General features: G+C 64.1%; 14 protein-coding genes. 5 read left to right on the top strand and 9 right to left on the bottom strand.

Annotation, left to right across the window (positions count from 1 at the left end; all coding sequences use genetic code 11):
* Nucleotides 1–30 precede the first annotated feature (30 nt).
* The 6 genes from EN818_RS16965 to EN818_RS16940 all read right to left on the bottom strand — a co-directional run bounded on the left by EN818_RS16965 (nucleotide 31) and on the right by EN818_RS16940 (nucleotide 5,778).
* A complete protein-coding gene (locus EN818_RS16965) occupies nucleotides 31–288 on the bottom strand; it encodes a hypothetical protein (RefSeq protein ID WP_095806604.1) in 258 nt (85 codons plus the stop codon).
* A 236-nt stretch (nucleotides 289–524) separates the two neighbouring features.
* The gene (locus EN818_RS16960; protein WP_095806605.1) at nucleotides 525–1,349 is read right to left on the bottom strand and encodes a dipeptide ABC transporter ATP-binding protein; all 825 of its coding nucleotides are present in this window, start codon (nucleotides 1,347–1,349) and stop codon (nucleotides 525–527) included.
* Between the two features lie 13 nt (nucleotides 1,350–1,362).
* Nucleotides 1,363–2,214 (bottom strand): ABC transporter ATP-binding protein, encoded by an 852-nt coding sequence (locus EN818_RS16955; RefSeq protein ID WP_095806606.1) that lies wholly within the window; start codon nucleotides 2,212–2,214, stop codon nucleotides 1,363–1,365.
* Nucleotides 2,214–3,098 carry an ABC transporter permease subunit gene (locus tag EN818_RS16950; RefSeq protein ID WP_245420377.1) on the bottom strand — a complete coding sequence of 295 codons (885 nt, stop codon included), beginning with the start codon at nucleotides 3,096–3,098 and terminating at the stop codon, nucleotides 2,214–2,216. The genes EN818_RS16955 and EN818_RS16950 overlap by 1 nt, the downstream gene beginning before the upstream one ends.
* A 26-nt stretch (nucleotides 3,099–3,124) precedes the next feature.
* Nucleotides 3,125–4,132 (bottom strand): ABC transporter permease subunit, encoded by a 1,008-nt coding sequence (locus EN818_RS16945; protein WP_095806608.1) that lies wholly within the window; start codon nucleotides 4,130–4,132, stop codon nucleotides 3,125–3,127.
* Between the two features lie 47 nt (nucleotides 4,133–4,179).
* Complete coding sequence (locus EN818_RS16940) at nucleotides 4,180–5,778, bottom strand: ABC transporter substrate-binding protein (protein ID WP_095806609.1); 1,599 nt, start codon at nucleotides 5,776–5,778, stop codon at nucleotides 4,180–4,182.
* Nucleotides 5,779–5,906: 128 nt separating this feature from the next.
* On the opposite strand from EN818_RS16940, the gene EN818_RS33235 reads away from it, so the two are divergent.
* The 3 genes from EN818_RS33235 (at nucleotide 5,907) to EN818_RS16930 (ending at nucleotide 8,999) form a co-directional block, all read left to right on the top strand.
* Nucleotides 5,907–6,143, top strand: coding sequence for a hypothetical protein (locus tag EN818_RS33235; RefSeq protein WP_135904812.1), 237 nt, complete (start codon nucleotides 5,907–5,909; stop codon nucleotides 6,141–6,143).
* Nucleotides 6,144–6,258: 115 nt separating this feature from the next.
* The gene (locus EN818_RS16935; RefSeq protein ID WP_095806610.1) at nucleotides 6,259–8,295 is read left to right on the top strand and encodes a long-chain fatty acid--CoA ligase; all 2,037 of its coding nucleotides are present in this window, start codon (nucleotides 6,259–6,261) and stop codon (nucleotides 8,293–8,295) included.
* A gap of 77 nt (nucleotides 8,296–8,372) precedes the next feature.
* A complete protein-coding gene (locus tag EN818_RS16930; RefSeq protein WP_095806781.1) occupies nucleotides 8,373–8,999 on the top strand; it encodes a 50S ribosomal protein L11 methyltransferase in 627 nt (208 codons plus the stop codon).
* On the opposite strand, the gene EN818_RS16925 is transcribed toward EN818_RS16930, so the two are convergent.
* Together EN818_RS16925 and pgi are read right to left on the bottom strand one after the other, a co-directional pair.
* Nucleotides 8,996–9,721, bottom strand: coding sequence for an HAD family hydrolase (locus tag EN818_RS16925; protein ID WP_095806611.1), 726 nt, complete (start codon nucleotides 9,719–9,721; stop codon nucleotides 8,996–8,998). The two genes, EN818_RS16930 and EN818_RS16925, sit on opposite strands and share 4 nt — an antisense overlap.
* 5 nt (nucleotides 9,722–9,726) lie before the next feature.
* Complete coding sequence (gene pgi, locus EN818_RS16920; protein ID WP_189523798.1) at nucleotides 9,727–11,400, bottom strand: glucose-6-phosphate isomerase; 1,674 nt, start codon at nucleotides 11,398–11,400, stop codon at nucleotides 9,727–9,729.
* Nucleotides 11,401–11,707: 307 nt separating this feature from the next.
* Between pgi and EN818_RS16915 the strand changes: the two genes are divergently transcribed.
* Both EN818_RS16915 and EN818_RS16910 read left to right on the top strand, forming a co-directional pair.
* A complete protein-coding gene (locus EN818_RS16915) occupies nucleotides 11,708–13,201 on the top strand; it encodes a PLP-dependent aminotransferase family protein (protein ID WP_095806612.1) in 1,494 nt (497 codons plus the stop codon).
* Nucleotides 13,202–13,423: 222 nt separating this feature from the next.
* Nucleotides 13,424–15,013 (top strand): trimethylamine methyltransferase family protein, encoded by a 1,590-nt coding sequence (locus tag EN818_RS16910; RefSeq protein ID WP_095806613.1) that lies wholly within the window; start codon nucleotides 13,424–13,426, stop codon nucleotides 15,011–15,013.
* Nucleotides 15,014–15,208: 195 nt separating this feature from the next.
* Here EN818_RS16910 and EN818_RS16905 read toward each other — a convergent pair whose 3' ends face one another.
* Nucleotides 15,209–15,607 carry a hypothetical protein gene (locus tag EN818_RS16905; RefSeq protein WP_095806614.1) on the bottom strand — a complete coding sequence of 133 codons (399 nt, stop codon included), beginning with the start codon at nucleotides 15,605–15,607 and terminating at the stop codon, nucleotides 15,209–15,211.
* Nucleotides 15,608–15,688: the final 81 nt, after the last annotated feature.

Raw genomic sequence — 15,688 nt, 5'->3', positions numbered from 1 at the left:
CCAAGGCGATCCTTTGAAGGATCACCAGTTTCAATGACCCGGGTGCCAGCGGTGATGGTACCAGAAGCCGGGGTGCCAATGGCGCCTCGGCCGGATCAACATGCGGTGGTTCGGCACGCAATTGCCCCAGCGGTTCATGTGCCAGCCGGGACCGCATCGCCAGCCGACGCTTTCGATCGGCAGCGGAGCGGCGCTTGGCTTTGCCATGGGCATTGCCTGCGAGCCGACGCTGGACAGCATCAAGGTGCCTGCGGCGACGGCAAGGGGCAGAATATATCTGGTGAGCATGAGTAGGATTCTCCGTGGTCACCCCCGCGACCAGATAGCACGTGGCCGGCTGAATGCGGGGTGAACGGCGCGATCACATATCCGTCAGTGGATCGTGACGTCCTCAACCCCGCGATCGTTTCAGCGAGCCATCGAGCCTATCGCCTCTCTCGCCATCCGGCGTCGCGTCGCAGGCGGCGGGCCGTTCTGTGACGCGCTCATATTGGGAGAGCACGCGATCGCGCCTGACCTTGGCCTCAGGCCGCCTTCTTCGCCAGTCTCGCTTTGATCGAGGCGATGTCGGCGCGCGGCGTGGCGGCAAACAGCGTCTTGGTGTAGCCGTGCTGCGGGTTGGAGAAGACCTCCTCGCGCGGGCCGTATTCGACCGCTTCGCCGAAATACATGACCATCACGTCGTCGGCGATGTAGCGCACCACCGAAAGATCGTGGCTGATGAAGACATAGGTCAGTTGGAATTCGTCCTGCAGGTCGGCGAGCAGGTTGAGCACCTGCGCCTGCACCGAGAGGTCGAGCGCCGAGACCGGCTCGTCCAGCACCAAGAGGCTCGGGTTCAGCATCAGCGCGCGGGCAATGGCGATGCGCTGGCGCTGGCCGCCCGAGAACATATGCGGATAGCGGTTGTAGTGCTCGGGTCCGAGGCCGACCTTCTTCAGCATCTTCATGGCGAGGTCGCGCCGTTCCTCGGCCGGCTTGTCGGTATTGATGAGCAGAGGCTCGCCGAGCACGTCGCCGATCTTCTGGCGCGGGTTGAGCGAACCATACGGGTTCTGGAACACGATCTGCACCTTGCGGCGCATCTCCTTGCTCAGGCCGTCCCTTGCGATGTCGACCTTGTTGCCGTCGATGTAGAGCTCGCCGGACGTCGCCGGATCGATCAGCGTGATGATGCGAGCGAGGGTGGACTTGCCGCAGCCGCTTTCGCCGACGATGGCCAGCGTCTTGCCTTTCTCGACGCTGAAGGTGACTCCCTTCACAGCGTGCACGGTGCGCGCGGGGCGGAACAGCCCGCCTCCGACATGGTAGTCGCGCACGATGTTCTTGCCTTCGACGACCTTGGTCATGCGCTGGCTCCAGTCATGCCCTGGCTTCCGAGGGCGCCGGCTCGAACAGCATGTCGGAGACGGTCGGCAGCCGGTCGCCGACGGCGTTCTCAGGCAGCGCCGAAAGCAGCGCGCGCGTGTAGTTGCTCTTCGGCGATTCAAAGAGCGACAGCACGTCGGCCTCCTCCATCTTGCGGCCCTTGTACTGGACGATGACACGGTCGGCGGTTTCGGCGACAACGCCCATATTGTGGGTGATCATGATCAGGCCCATGCCGTACTTGGCCTGCAGCGAGACCAGCAGATCGAGGATCTGCTTCTGGATGGTGACGTCGAGCGCCGTCGTCGGCTCGTCGGCGATCAGCAGCTTCGGATTGCAGGCGATCGCCATCGCGATCATCACGCGCTGGCACTGGCCGCCCGACATCTGGTGCGGGAAGGAGTTGAGCCGCTCGGCCGGCTCGGGAATGCCGACCTGCTTCAGGAGCTCGATGGCCCGCGCCCGGCGTTGCGCGCGATCCATGCCGAGATGGAAGCGCAGCACCTCCTCTATCTGGAAGCCGACGGTGAAGCAGGGATTGAGGCTGGCGATCGGCTCCTGGAAGATCATCGCGATATCCTTGCCGATGATCTTGCGGCGGTCGGCCGGACTGATCTTGAGGAGATCGCGGCCGTTGAAGCTCATGCGGTCGGCGGTGACGGTGGCCGTCCACGGAAGCAGGCCCATCACGGCCAGCATCGACACCGATTTGCCGGAGCCGGATTCGCCGACGATGGCAAGCACCTCGCGCTCGTCGACATGGAGCGACACGCCGTCGACGGCGCGGAACGGACCGGACGCGGTCTGGAACTCGACGACGAGATTCTGGATGTCGAGCAGCGCCATCACGACCTCCTGAGCTTCGGATCGAGCGCATCGCGCAGACCGTCGCCGATCAGGTTGATGGCAAGCACGGTGATGAGGATCGCCAGGCCCGGGAAGGTCACCACCCACCAGGCGCGCAGGATGAACTCGCGCGCGGAGGCGAGCATCGTGCCCCATTCCGGCGTCGGCGGCTGCGCGCCGAGGCCGAGGAAGCCGAGAGCGGCGGCTTCGAGGATGGCGTTGGAGAAGGACAGCGTGCCCTGAACGATCAATGGCGCCAGGCAGTTGGGCAGGATCGTCGCCAGCATCAGGCGCAGATGGCCGGCGCCGGCCACCTTAGCCGCCACGACGTATTCGCGACTCTTCTCGGCCATGACGGCAGCGCGCACCAGGCGGGCGAAATGCGGCTGCAGCACCAGCGCGATCGCCAGCATCGCATTGAACAGGCCCGGACCAAGGATGGTGACCAGCACCAGCGCCAGAAGCAGCGACGGGAAGGCGAGGATGAGATCCATGACGCGCATGATCGCGACATCGACCCAGCCGCGGAAATAGCCGGCGAGCAGGCCGAGCGTGATGCCGCCGACCAGGGCCAGCGTGACGACGACGGCGCCGATCAGCAGCGAGAAGCGGGCGCCATAGAGCAGGCGCGAGAGGATGTCGCGGCCGACCGGGTCGGTGCCGAGGATATATTGCGAGCTGCCGCCGGTCTGCCATGCCGGAGGCCTGAGGAACGCCGTCTTGTCCTGGACGTCAGGCGCATAGGGCGCAAGCAGCGGCGCAAACAGCGCCGCCAGCACCAGCAGGATGAACACCAGCAGGCCGATCACGGCGCCGCGGTTGACGGAGAAGTAATGCCAGAAGGTCCTGAGGCCGGTGAGGCGATCCGGACTGCCGGCGGCCATTGGGGCGATTTCGGTCGACTGGCTCATCACGCTGCCCGTATGCGCGGATTGATGACGGCGTAGAGCACGTCGACGATGAGGTTCACGGCCATGACGATGAGCGCGATCAGAAGCAGACCCGACTGTACGACGACATAGTCGCGCTTGAAGATGGAATCGACCATCCACTTGCCGATGCCCGGCCAGGCGAAGATGGTTTCGGTGAGGATGGCTCCGGCCAGCAGCGTGCCGACCTGCAGGCCGATGGTGGTGACCACCGGGATCAGCGCGTTGCGCAAAGCGTGCACGCCGACGACGCGGGCCGCCGATAGCCCCTTGGCGCGCGCGGTGCGGACATAGTCCTCGCCCAGCACCTCGAGCATGGCCGAGCGCGTCTGGCGCGCGATGACCGCCAGCGGAATGGTGCCGAGCACGATCGCCGGCAGCACGAGATGACTGAGCGCCGAGCGCAAGGCGTCCCATTTGCCGTAGATGATGCTGTCGATGGTCATGAAGCCGGTAATCGGCTTGAGGAAGAACTGCAGACCCATGCGGCCGGACACCGGCGTCCAGCCGAGATAACCGGAAAAGAAGATGATGAGCAGCAGGCCCCACCAGAAGATCGGCATGGAATAGCCGACCAGCGCAGTGCCCATCAGCGACTGATCGAACCATGAGCCGCGCTTGACGGCGGCGAAGATGCCGGCGGGGATGCCGAGCACCATGGCGAAGATCATGGCGAAGAAGGACAGTTCCAGCGTTGCCGGGAAGAGTGTCTTGAACTCCTCGATGACCGGACGCTTGGACGAGATCGAGACACCGAAATCGCCGGTGGCGACTTCCCCGACATAGCGCGCATATTGCTCCCAGATCGGCAGGTTGTAGCCGAACTGTTCCTTGAGCTGCTCGTAACGGGCGGGACTGACGCCATGCTCACCGGCCATGGCGAGGATCGGATCGCCGGGCAGCAGCCGGACGAAGGCGAAGGCGCAGATGGTGATGCCGACCAGCGTCGGGATCAGGAGCGCGATCTTATTGAGGAGATATCGGATCATCTTGAAAAAGGGGACGGCGCCATTCCGCGCCGCCCGCCCTAGAGGTTCTATTCGGCCTTGTCGACGCCGTCGAAGCGATGGATGCCGAGCGGGTCCATCATGAAGCCGCTGACGTTCTTGCGCACGACCGCATAGACCTGGCTGTGCGCCAGCAGGAAGGCCGGAGCCTGCTTCTGGAAGATGACCTGCGCCTGCTCGTAGAGCTTGGTGCGCTCGGCTTGATCGCTGGTCTTCTTGGCCTTCTGGATCAGATCTTCGAAGTCCTTGTCGCACCAGCTGGAGTAGTTCGAGACGCCGATGGCGGAGCAGGCAAACAGGGTGGCGAAGAAGTTGTCCGGATCGCCATTGTCACCGGTCCAGCCGATCTGGAAGGCGCCGGGGCGCTCCTTCTTCTTGCCTTCCTCGCGGTACTTCGTCCACTCGTAGTTGACGATCTCGGCCTTGACGCCGACCTTGGCCCAGTCGGCCTGGATCAGTTCGGCGGCGCGCTGGAAGTTCGGGTTGTACGGACGAACGCGGTCGGATGCCCAGAGCTGGATTTCCTTCAGCCCGGCATCGGCCAGCACCTTCTTGGCAGCATCCGGATCGTAGGAATCGAACTTCACGTCCTTGTTCCACGACCACATGGTCGGCGGGATCAGGTTCTGGGCCGGCGTCGCGCCGGCGTCCTGGAACAGCGACTTGATCAGCGCTTCCCGGTCGATGGCCTGGTTGAGCGCATGACGCACCTCGGGCTTGTCGAGCGGCGGGATGGTCGTGTTGTAGCTCATATAGCCGATGTTCAGACCGGCCTGGTCCATCAGGGTCACGTCCTGGTTGGCCTTGATCGTGGCGATATCGGCCGGGTTCGGATAGGGCGCCACATCGCATTCGCCGGCCAGCACCTTCTGGATGCGGGCGGTGGCGTCAGGCGTGATGGCGAAGACGAGGTCGTCGATCTTCTCCTTGCCCTTGAAGTAGTCGGGGTTCGCCGCATAGCGGATGACCGAATCCAGCTGATAGTCGACGAATTGGAACGGGCCGGTGCCGATCGGCTTGGTCGAGAAGTCGGCCATCTTGCCGTCCTTCTGGAGCTGGTCCGCATATTCCTTCGATACGATCGAGGCGAAGTCCATGCCGAGATTGGCCAGCATCGGCGCATTCGGCTCGGTCAGCGTCAGCTTGACGGTCAGGTCGTCGACCTTCTCCCACTTGGCGACGTATTTCGGCATGTCCATGCCGGTGTAGTAGTCCCAGGTCAGGTTCGGCAGATACTTGTCGCCATTCCAGGGATTTTCCTTGTTGAACTGGCGATCGAAGGAGAAGACCACGTCATCGGCATTGAGGTCGCGCGTCGGCTTGAAATAGTCGGTGGTCTGGAACTTCACGCCCTTGCGCAGATGGAAGGTGTAGACCAGGCCGTCGTCCGAGATTTCCCATTTTTCGGCCAGGCCGGGCTCGATCTCGGTGCCGCCATGCTTGAACTCGACCAGGCGCGAATAGACGGTACGCGACGAGGCATCGAAATCGTTGCCGCCGGTCGTGGTACCCGGATCGAAGTTGGCCGGCGACGCTTCCGAGCAATAGACAAGCGTCTTTGCATTGGCCATCCCGCCAAGGACGCTTGCAGCCAGCAACGCGGCTGCAAAAGCCATTGTCTTTTTCATTGAGCACTCCCTGATGTTCTTCCAAGCCCCTCTATCAGGCTCGCGAAGCGCGCATATAAGCACCGTTTTCAGGGCTTTGGAACACCCCGCTTGCGTACCCCATGGGAAGCAGGAAAAGAATCCGAAATTTGCTCAAATCGCAGAAAAAACGAGCAGATTTTTCTGCTCACGACATTGTTAACGACTGCATTTTTTTATTGATCGCCCGCCCCTCGAAAATCGGCCGCCTCGCCTTCCATCAGCGCCGCGTTGCAGCCCAAGCCTCTCCCGCAAGAGAGCAGGAGAACGGATTTTCGACGGCAGATCTTTCCCGCTGCTGCCGCTGGGGCAAGACTTGCACGGCCGCAGCCAGAGGCAATACATAGACAGAACGCCGGATTTCTTGGGAGCCTTGTCGGCTGCAGCGGAGGACGCTTTCGAAAACGGAGGCAAGCGCGGCAGACGAGGCAGGCAAGACTAGGAACGCCAGGGAGGGAAGAGTTGGCAAAGGCAGCAAAGAGGACGGTTTCAAAGGCAAAAGCCGCCGCAAAGCCGGCCGTGGGGACCGGCGCGTCCAACGCGTCTTTAGCCAAGACCGCCGCCGCGCCGAAGCCGAAGGCTGCCGCCAAGCCGGCAGCAAAGTCAAAGGCTGCCGCCAAGCCGGCAGCAAAGTCGAAGGCCGCCGCCAAGCCGGCAGCAAAGTCGAAGGCCGCCGCCAAACCCGCCGCCGCAAAGCCGGCCAAGACTGGCCCGAAAGCGGCGGCCAAGCCTGCGGCAGCCAGACCCGCGGCCAAGATCACGCCGGCGGCCGCGGCTTCCGCCCCAGCCAAGCGTCTGCCGAAGGCGATCACGGAGCTTACCGCCGGACTGCCGCAGAAACCGTGGCTGAAGAACTATCCCAAGAACATGCCGGCCGAGATCGGACCGCTGTCCCACAACTCCATCGGAGACTTCCTCGTCGCCGCCTGCAGGCAGTTTGCCGGCCAGCCGGCTTTCGTGTGCATGGGCAAGTCAGTCTCCTATGCGGAACTCGAGCGGCTTTCGGCCGCCTTCGGCGCCTATCTGCAGTCGAAGGGACTGGAGAAGGGCGCGCGCGTGGCGCTGATGATGCCCAACGTGCTGCAATATCCGGTGGCGATGATGGCGGTCCTGCGGGCCGGCTTCACAGTGGTGAACGTCAACCCGCTCTACACGCCGCGTGAACTGGAGCATCAGCTCAAGGATTCGGGCGCGCAGGCGATCGTCATTCTCGAAAACTTCGCCAACACCTTGCAGGCCGTCATCGCCCGCACGCCGGTCAAGCATGTCGTGGTCGCGACGATGGGCGACATGCTCGGCGCCCTCAAGGGCACAATCGTCAACCTCGTCGTGCGCCGGGTGAAGAAGATGGTTCCCGCCTGGTCGCTGCCCGGCCATGTCGGCTTCAACGCCGCGCTGAAGCAGGGCGCGGCGCTAAGCTTCGAGCAGGCCACCGTTTCGGGCGACGACATCGCCTTCCTGCAGTATACGGGCGGAACGACCGGGATCTCGAAGGGCGCAACGCTGCTGCATCGCAATGTTTTGTCCAATGTGGCGCAGAATTCGCTCTGGGTAGAGGATGCCTACACCGTCAAGCCGAAGCCGGCGCACCTCAACTTCGTCTGCGCGCTGCCGCTCTATCACATCTTCGCGCTGACGGTGAATGCGCTGATGGGCATGCAGCAAGGCGCCCAGAACGTGCTCATCCCCAACCCGCGCGACATACCGGGCTTCGTCAAGGAACTGCAGAAATACCCGATCCACATCTTCCCCGGGCTCAACACGCTGTTCAACGCGCTGCTCAACAATGAGGATTTCCGCAAGCTCGACTTCAAGCCGCTGATCCTGACGCTGGGCGGCGGCATGGCGGTGCAGAAGGGCGTGGCCGAGCGCTGGAAGGCGCTCACCGGCCGGCCTGTGAGTGAAGGCTACGGGCTTTCCGAAACCTCGCCGGTGGCGACCGCCAACAAGTTCAGCTCCAGCGAGTTTACCGGCACGATCGGCCTGCCGCTGCCATCGACCGAGATCGCCATCCGCGACGACGACGGCAACAACGTGCCGCTCGGCGAGGTGGGCGAGATCTGCATCCGCGGCCCGCAAGTGATGGCAGGCTACTGGAACCGGCCTGACGAAACCGCCAAGGTGATGACCAAGGACGGCTTCTTCAAGTCGGGCGACATGGGCTTCATGGACGACCAGGGTTACACCAAGATCGTCGATCGCAAGAAGGACATGATCCTGGTCTCCGGCTTCAACGTCTATCCCAACGAACTGGAAGAGGTGGTGGCCCAGCACCCCGGCGTGCTCGAAGTGGCGGCGATCGGCGTGCCGGACGAGCACTCCGGCGAGGTGCCAAAGCTGTTCGTGGTCAGGAAGGATCCGGCGCTGACCCTCGAGACGCTGACCGCCTATTGCCGCCAGAACCTGACCGGCTACAAGCGGCCGAAATACATCGAATTCCGCACCGAATTGCCGAAGACGCCGGTCGGCAAGATCCTGCGGCGCGCGTTGCGGGAGTAGATTTGAGCCGCGAAACTGCCGGCGCAACCGAAGAGCGGGCCACACGGCTCGACCCGGCCGAATTCATCAAGGCGAACATGGGCTTATCGCCGGTGCCGTCGCTGCCGGAGATCCGCCTCTACACGGCGCATCCCGGCAGCGGGCTGAGGCGGCTGCTCGAGCCGGACGATGATGCCGAGGGCTACGCGGCCGAGCCGCAGCCGCCTTACTGGGCCTATGCCTGGGCCGGCGGCGCGGTGCTGGCGCGCTTCGTTCCCGACCGGCCATCGATCGTCGCCGGCCGCCGCGTGCTCGATCTCGGGGCCGGCTCCGGCCTGGTCGGAATTGCCGCGGCAAAGGCCGGGGCGCGCGCGGTGATAGCGGCGGAGATCGATCGCAACGGTGTTGTCGCGCTCGGCCTCAACGCGCAAGCCAACGGCGTTGCCATCTCGATTGTCGGCGAGGACATTACCGCCGGTTCGCCGCCGGCGATCGACCTGGTGCTCGCGGGCGATATCTTCTACGCGAAGCAGGTCGGGCAGCGGATGATGCCATTCCTCGACCGCTGCCTCGCCGCCGGCATTGACGTGCTGGTCGGCGATCCCGGCCGCGCCTGGCTTCCCCGATCCCGGCTTCGCCTGCTGGCGGAATATCAGGTGGCAGATGTCGGAGGAAACGGCGGTAGGGAGGCGAGGCCAAGCGGGGTGTTTGCGTTGAGCAGCTAACCCGCCGCCACGCTCACCCGCGCCGACAAGAAATCCGGCAGGTCGGCAACCGAATCCAGAACGACATCGGCGATCGACGCCAACGAGTCGCGCGTGCCGGTTCCGGAGAGAACGCCGACCGCCAGTCCGCAGCCGCCGGCGCGGGCCATTTCGAGGTCGTGGCGATTGTCTCCCACCATGGCGATCTCCGGCGGCCTCAGCCCGGTCAGATCGCAGAACGCGAGGACGGTGTCCGGCGCCGGCTTGGGATTGGCGACCGAATCATAGCCGTAGGCGGCTTCGAAGAGCTGCGCCACACCGAGCGTCACCAGGGTCTTCTCGGCGCCGCTGGTCGAATCGTTGGTGGCGACGCCCAACCGAAAGGACTGCCTGTGCAGCAGCCGCAGCGATTCCACGACCCCCGGCAGCGCGACAGCCATGGACGAACCCTGCACCGAAGTGATCTCGTTGAAACGGCGAACCGCAAGCAGTTGATCCTCGTCCGAGAGGCGGGGGAACCAGAGTTCGACGACATCCATGTTGGAGCCGGAAGCAAAGATCGAATCGGGCTTGAAGCGCTTGCTGACGAAGTCGAAGCCGGCGGCGGCGAGCAGCCTGTCGGCCTTCCAGCGATCGCCCTCGGCAGCGTCCATGGCCATGAAGTCGGCTATGCCGAGCCAGGTTGCGTTGAAGTCGACAAGCGTGCCGTCCTTGTCGAACAGAATTCCCTTGATATCCGCCAATCTTTTTACTCCGCGCCGCGCAATTGGTGGATATGAGCCACCAGTCCGGCAGTCGAGGCGTCGCGGTTTGCGGCAGTCTCCTTGCCTTCAACGACAGGCAACAGGCCCGTCGCCAATTCCTTGCCCAATTCGACGCCCCACTGGTCGAACGAGTTGATGTTGAACAGCGTCCCCTCGACGAAGACGCGATGCTCGTAAAGCGCGATCACCCGCCCGAGCGTACGCGGATCGAGCTTCCTGTAGAGAATGGTCAGCGACGGCCTGTTGCCGGAGAAGACGCGGTGTGGTGCGATCTTGTCGACATCGGCGGGCTTCATGCCTTTGCCCAGCATCTGCGCGCGCGCCTCTTCCAGCGTGCGCCCCTTCATGAAAGCTTCCGCCTGCGCCAGGCAGTTGGCGAGCAGTAGGTCATGATGCTGCTTCAGCTCAGGCTCGTGGCTGACGGCGGCGGCGAGGAACTCGACCGGGATGAAGTCGGTGCCCTGATGCAGCAACTGGAAGAAGGCGTGCTGGCCGTTGGTGCCGGGATCGCCCCATACCAGCGGCCCCGTCGGCGTGGCCACCGCGCCGCCATCGAGCGTCACGCTCTTGCCGTTCGATTCCATGTCCAGTTGCTGCAGGTAGGCCGGCAGCCTGGACAGGCGTTGGTCGTAGGGTATGACGGCGCGGGCCGGATATCTGCAGACCACCCGGTGCCACCAGCCGATCAGTCCGAGCAAAACGGGCAGGTTCTCTTGCAGCGGTGCTGAGCGGAAATGCTCGTCCATCTCATGCGCGCCGTCGAGGAAGGCGCGGAAGTTGCGCGGGCCGATGGCGATCATCACCGGAAGGCCGATGGCGCTCCACACCGAATAGCGGCCGCCGACCCAGTCCCAGAAGCCGAAGACGCGATCGGAAGCGATGCCGAATTTCGCCACAAGATCGACCGCGGTCGAGACGGCGGCGAAATGCTTGCCGATCGCCTCCTTGCCCAGCGCCTTCTCCACCCATTTGCGGGCGGTCTCGGCGTTGGTCATCGTCTCGACAGTGGTGAAGGTCTTGGAGGCGACGATGAACAGTGTCGTTTCCGGGGAAAGCTCCTTCAGCGTGTCGTGAATATGGGCGCCGTCGACATTGGAGACGTAATGCGCGCTGGGCCCGTCATGGTAGGGCGCCAGCGCCAGCGTGACCATGGCTGGACCGAGATCGGAGCCGCCGATGCCGATGTTGACGATGTCGGTGATCTTCTTGCCGGTAGCGCCCGCCGCCTTGCCCGAACGGATGGCATCGGCGAAGGCACCCATGGCGTCGAGCACGGCTAGGACGTCGGCCTGGACGTCCTGACCGTCGAGCACGATCCCCTTGCCGGTCAGGTTGCGCAGCGCCGTGTGCAGCACGGCACGGTTCTCGGTGATGTTGATCTTCCTGCCTTCGAACATGGCGCTGCGGCGGCCTTCGAGATCGGCGGCGCCGGCCAGTTTTTCCAACATCGCCATCGTTTCGGCGTCGACCGCGCATTTCGACCAGTCGAGCAGGAGGTCTCCGTCGGTGGCGGAAAACCGCTCAAAGCGCATTGGATCAGCCGCGAAAACCTCGCGCATCGTGCCCTTGGCCGCCGCGCGCTGTTCGCGCAAGGCGGCGACTTGCTTGTCGAAGGAAGATTGATCCACTGTCGGGCTCCTGGCGGTTTTTGCGGCCATCTTAACAGGCTGGATGTTTCCGGCGCATGTCGTCGCGTTCGCGGTTGCGGCAAATTTATCCGACTGAATTCCCTTCGATTCAAGCGCGGCAATGACGCAGCGCGTCACGCTTTGTTTACGCAGTGCAGCATCGCTTGAGGCAATGGATCGCTTCCGCCACCAATGGATCATAAATCCCAGTGACCAATGGATCACTGGCATAAATCCCAGCGATCAGAAAAATTGATTGGCGCAACCCCTTGTGCCACCCATACACTCGACTGGTCCAGCCAAGTGAAAACAGCTGGCCATCCGAGGAACATCTCCCATGCCACAGCGCAATGACACGGCCATATGGTCCGGCCTGTTCCGGATTTCGGCCGAATCCGGACAAACCCTCCAGGCGCAGATCCGCCAGGCGATTGTCGCAGCCATCCTCGACCGCCAGATCGCCGCGTCGATGCCGCTGCCATCCTGCCGGATTCTGGCCGAAAAACTCGGCGTTGCCCGCGGCACGGTGGTGCTGGCCTTCCAGCAGCTGGTCGACCAGGGCTTCCTGGTGGCGCGCGAGCGGCGCGGCCATTTCGTCAATCCGGACGTGCTGGCGACGCCCGCCAAGCCGCACCAGAAGGCGCCGGACCAGCAGAACGAGATCGACTGGAAGGCGCGCCGGCAGATCGCAGCCAGCGACATGCCGCCGCCGGCCAAGCACGACAACTGGATCAAATCCTCCTATCCCTTCGTCTACGGCCAGTTCGACCCGGCGCTGTTCCCGACCGCCGAATGGCGCGAGTGCAACCGCATGGCGCTCGCGGTGCTGGAGATCCGCAATTGGGCGTCCGACATGGTGGACCGCGACGACCCGCTGCTGATCGAGCAGATCCAGGCCAGGCTTCTGCCGCGGCGCGGCATCTTCGCCAACCCGGACGAGATCATCGTCACCCTGGGGGCGCAGAACGCGCTCTACATGCTCGCATCGCTGCTGATGACCAAGGGCTCGAAGGTGGCGATGGAAGATCCGGGCTATCCCGACGCCCGCTCGATCTTCCGCCTGGCCGGCGCCGATATCCAGCCGGTTCCGGTCGACCAGTCCGGCATCGTGACCTCTTCGATCCCGCAGGATTCCGGCTTCGTCTTCGTCACGCCCAGCCACCATTGCCCGACCATGGTACCGATGTCGGCGGAACGGCGACAGGATCTCCTGGCGCGGGCCAACCGCAACAACCAGATCATCATCGAGGACGGCTATGACAGCCAGTTGCTCGACGAGGCGCCGCAGCAGGCGCTGAAGAGCCTCGACCGCTCGGGCCGGGTGATCTATGTCGGCTCGATGTCGAAGACGCTGGCGCCGGGCCTCAGGCTTGGCTACATCGTCGCCTCGGCAGGGCTGATCGCCGAACTTCGCGCGTTGCGCCGCTTCATGCTCAGGCATCCGCCGGCTAACAACCAACGCGCCGTCGCACTGTTCCTGTCGCTCGGCCATCACGAGGCGCTGGTGCGCAGGCTCTCCACCGCTTTCGACGAGCGGCGCAAGCGTCTGGTCCATGCGATTTCCGCTTTTCTGCCAGAGTGGCGCTCGACCGACTCGGCCGGCGGTACATCGCTCTGGCTGGAGGGTCCGCGCGGCACCGATTCACGCGGCCTGGCTGAAGCGGCCGCCTCGCGCAGCGTCATCATCGAACCCGGCGACCGCTTCTTCGACCGCAGCGAAAAACCCACGCGTTTCATGCGCTTGGGCATCTCCTCTATCTCCCTGCAGCACATTGAGCCCGGCATCCGGGAACTCGCCACGGCAGCCGGCCGCAGACCCGCCGCGGCCTGATCATAGGGACCAACTTCTTGAAAGGGAGGCGGCGCAAGCCGGCTCCCTTTGCTTTTGCACTCGCTTGTGCTTTAGCACCTTGGCATATCCGACGGCACAGGCTGGCTCATAGGCTGTACCAATGCCGGCGGCATAGTCGAGCAACAAAGGGGATGAGGCAGGCCGATGGTGGACCAACCGCCGCGCATCCTGCCCCGAAAAAGCTAAGGTGGAGTGCCTTCCATGTCAGTGGCTCTCGAGAAGCAGGAAGCGGCGGCGGACCAGCGTTCGCGGCGCTCCGGCGGGCGCGAAGCGCGCCGCGCGATGCGGGCGGCGCCCCTCGCCGACGACATCCGTCCGGTACGGGCCGGCCTCGAGGGCGGCAGCTACGGGCCATTGAGCCTGAACGATCGCGAGCGCATCCACGAGGCGGTGCTGACGCTTCTGGAGACGGTCGGCTTCGCCAACGCCATCCCGTCCTGCATCGAGGCGCTGACCAGGGCCGGTGCGACCTATGGCGATGACGGCCGCATCCGCCTGCCGCGAGCGCTGGTCCTCGACACGATAAAAACGGCGGCGCGGCACTTCACGCTGCACGGCCAGGACCCGAAGCATGACATGGTGATCCAGGGCAAACGTGTGCACTACGGCACGGCGGGGGCCGCCGTGCATCTGGTCGACGTCGAGAAGCGCGAATATCGCGAATCGCAGCTGCAGGACATCTATGACGCGGCCCGCCTCGTCGACGGACTCGACAACATCCATTTCTTCCAGCGCACCATGGTGCCGCGCGACATCCCGGATCCGCTCGAGATGGACTTCAACACGCTCTACGCCTGCGTGATGGGGACATCCAAGCATGTCGGCACCTCGTTCACCGTGCGCGAGAACGTCAAGCCGGCCCTGGAGATGCTCTATGCGATCGCCGGCGGCGAGGAGAATTTCCGCGCACGACCCTTCGTCTCCAACTCGAACTGCTTCGTGGTGCCGCCGATGAAGTTCGCCGAGGATGCCTGCGGCGTACTCGAAGCCTGCGTCGAGGGCGGCATTCCGATCCTGCTTCTGTCGGCCGGCCAGGCGGGTGCCACGGCGCCGGCGGCGATTGCGGGCGCTGTTGTCCAGGCGGTGGCGGAAGTGCTGATGGGCCTGGTCTATGTCAACGCGATCAAGCCTGGGCATCCGGCGATCTTCGGCACCTGGCCGTTCGTCTCGGACCTCAGAACCGGCGCCATGTCGGGCGGCTCGGCCGAGCAGTCGGTGCTGACCGCCGCCTGCGCGCAGATGGCGCAATATTACGACCTGCCGGGCGGTTCGGCCGCCGGCATGACCGACTCGAAACTGCCCGACATCCAGGCCGGCTACGAGAAGGGCATCACCAATGTGATGGCGGGTCTGTCCGGCCTCAACCTCGTCTATGAATCGGCCGGCATGCACGCCTCGCTGCTCGGCTTCTGCCTGGAAAGCCTGATTATCGACAACGACATGCTCGGCCACTGCCTGCGCTGTGTGCGCGGCGTCGAGGTGACGGACGATGCCTTGTCGATCGAGACGATTGCCGATGTCTGCCTGAAGGGGCCGGGGCACTACCTCGGCAACGAGCAGACGCTGAAGCTGATGCAGACCGAATATTTCTACCCTGCGGTCGGCGACCGCTTCTCGCCAAAGGAATGGAACGAGAAGGGCCGGCCCGACATATTGCAGCGGGCGATCGCCGAGAAGAAACGGGTGCTGGCCGAGCGTTTTCCGCGCCACATCTCAAGGCTGGTCGACGACAAGCTGCGCGCCCGCTTCGGCGAAATGATCAAGCTGTCGCGCATCAAGATGGGCGGCTGATCTTCAGGTGAGGCCGGCCTGCAAACGGCATCTTCCTGCGCTTCCGGTGCTCACGTACTTTAAGTACGCTCCGCTCCGGCCTTCGCCGGCCGAAGCCGTCACAAGTGTTTCCGCTCTATGAAGGCTACGGCCGGCGTAGGCCGGTTCTCGGAAAATGCCGTTTTCGACTCGGCCTGACCTGAACCTCAACGCATCCTACTCCGCGGTCAGTCCGTAGCGCTCGACGACCTCGGCATTGATCAGCTTTGCGTGCAGCGTCATCAGCACGATCTGCGCGTCGAGACTGTCGCCGGCTTCGAGCGCGGCCTCCATGCGGCGCTCGGCTTCCAGCGTCGCCTCGCTGCCATTGGCCTGCTCGAAGGTTTCCGGTCCGGCGACGCAATAGCTGCAGAGTTGCGCGACCGACGTGTAGGCGTGCGGCGGCGGGTCCTGCGGCCAATGATCCTTCATCAGATTGACGATGGTGAGCTTGACGCCCTCCGGCACCAGGGCCGGATGCAGGTCGGCCGCGCGCAGGGCGTCGTCGAGCTGACGCAGGTCGCCCGAGCGGCCGAACACGCCGAGGAAGCCGAGAGATGAGCGCCGCCTGGTCATGATGGTCTTGCCCCGGAGCCGGTCGAGATGACGCTTATCTGGATATCCGGCGCGGCCGAAGCAAGGCGAGATGAAGGGCGA

The sequence above is a fragment of the Mesorhizobium sp. M3A.F.Ca.ET.175.01.1.1 genome, from assembly GCF_004791945.1.
Taxonomy (GTDB): Bacteria; Pseudomonadota; Alphaproteobacteria; order Rhizobiales; family Rhizobiaceae; genus Mesorhizobium.
Note: the sequence above shows the minus strand (reverse complement) of the source record. Positions and strands in the feature narration are given on the sequence as shown.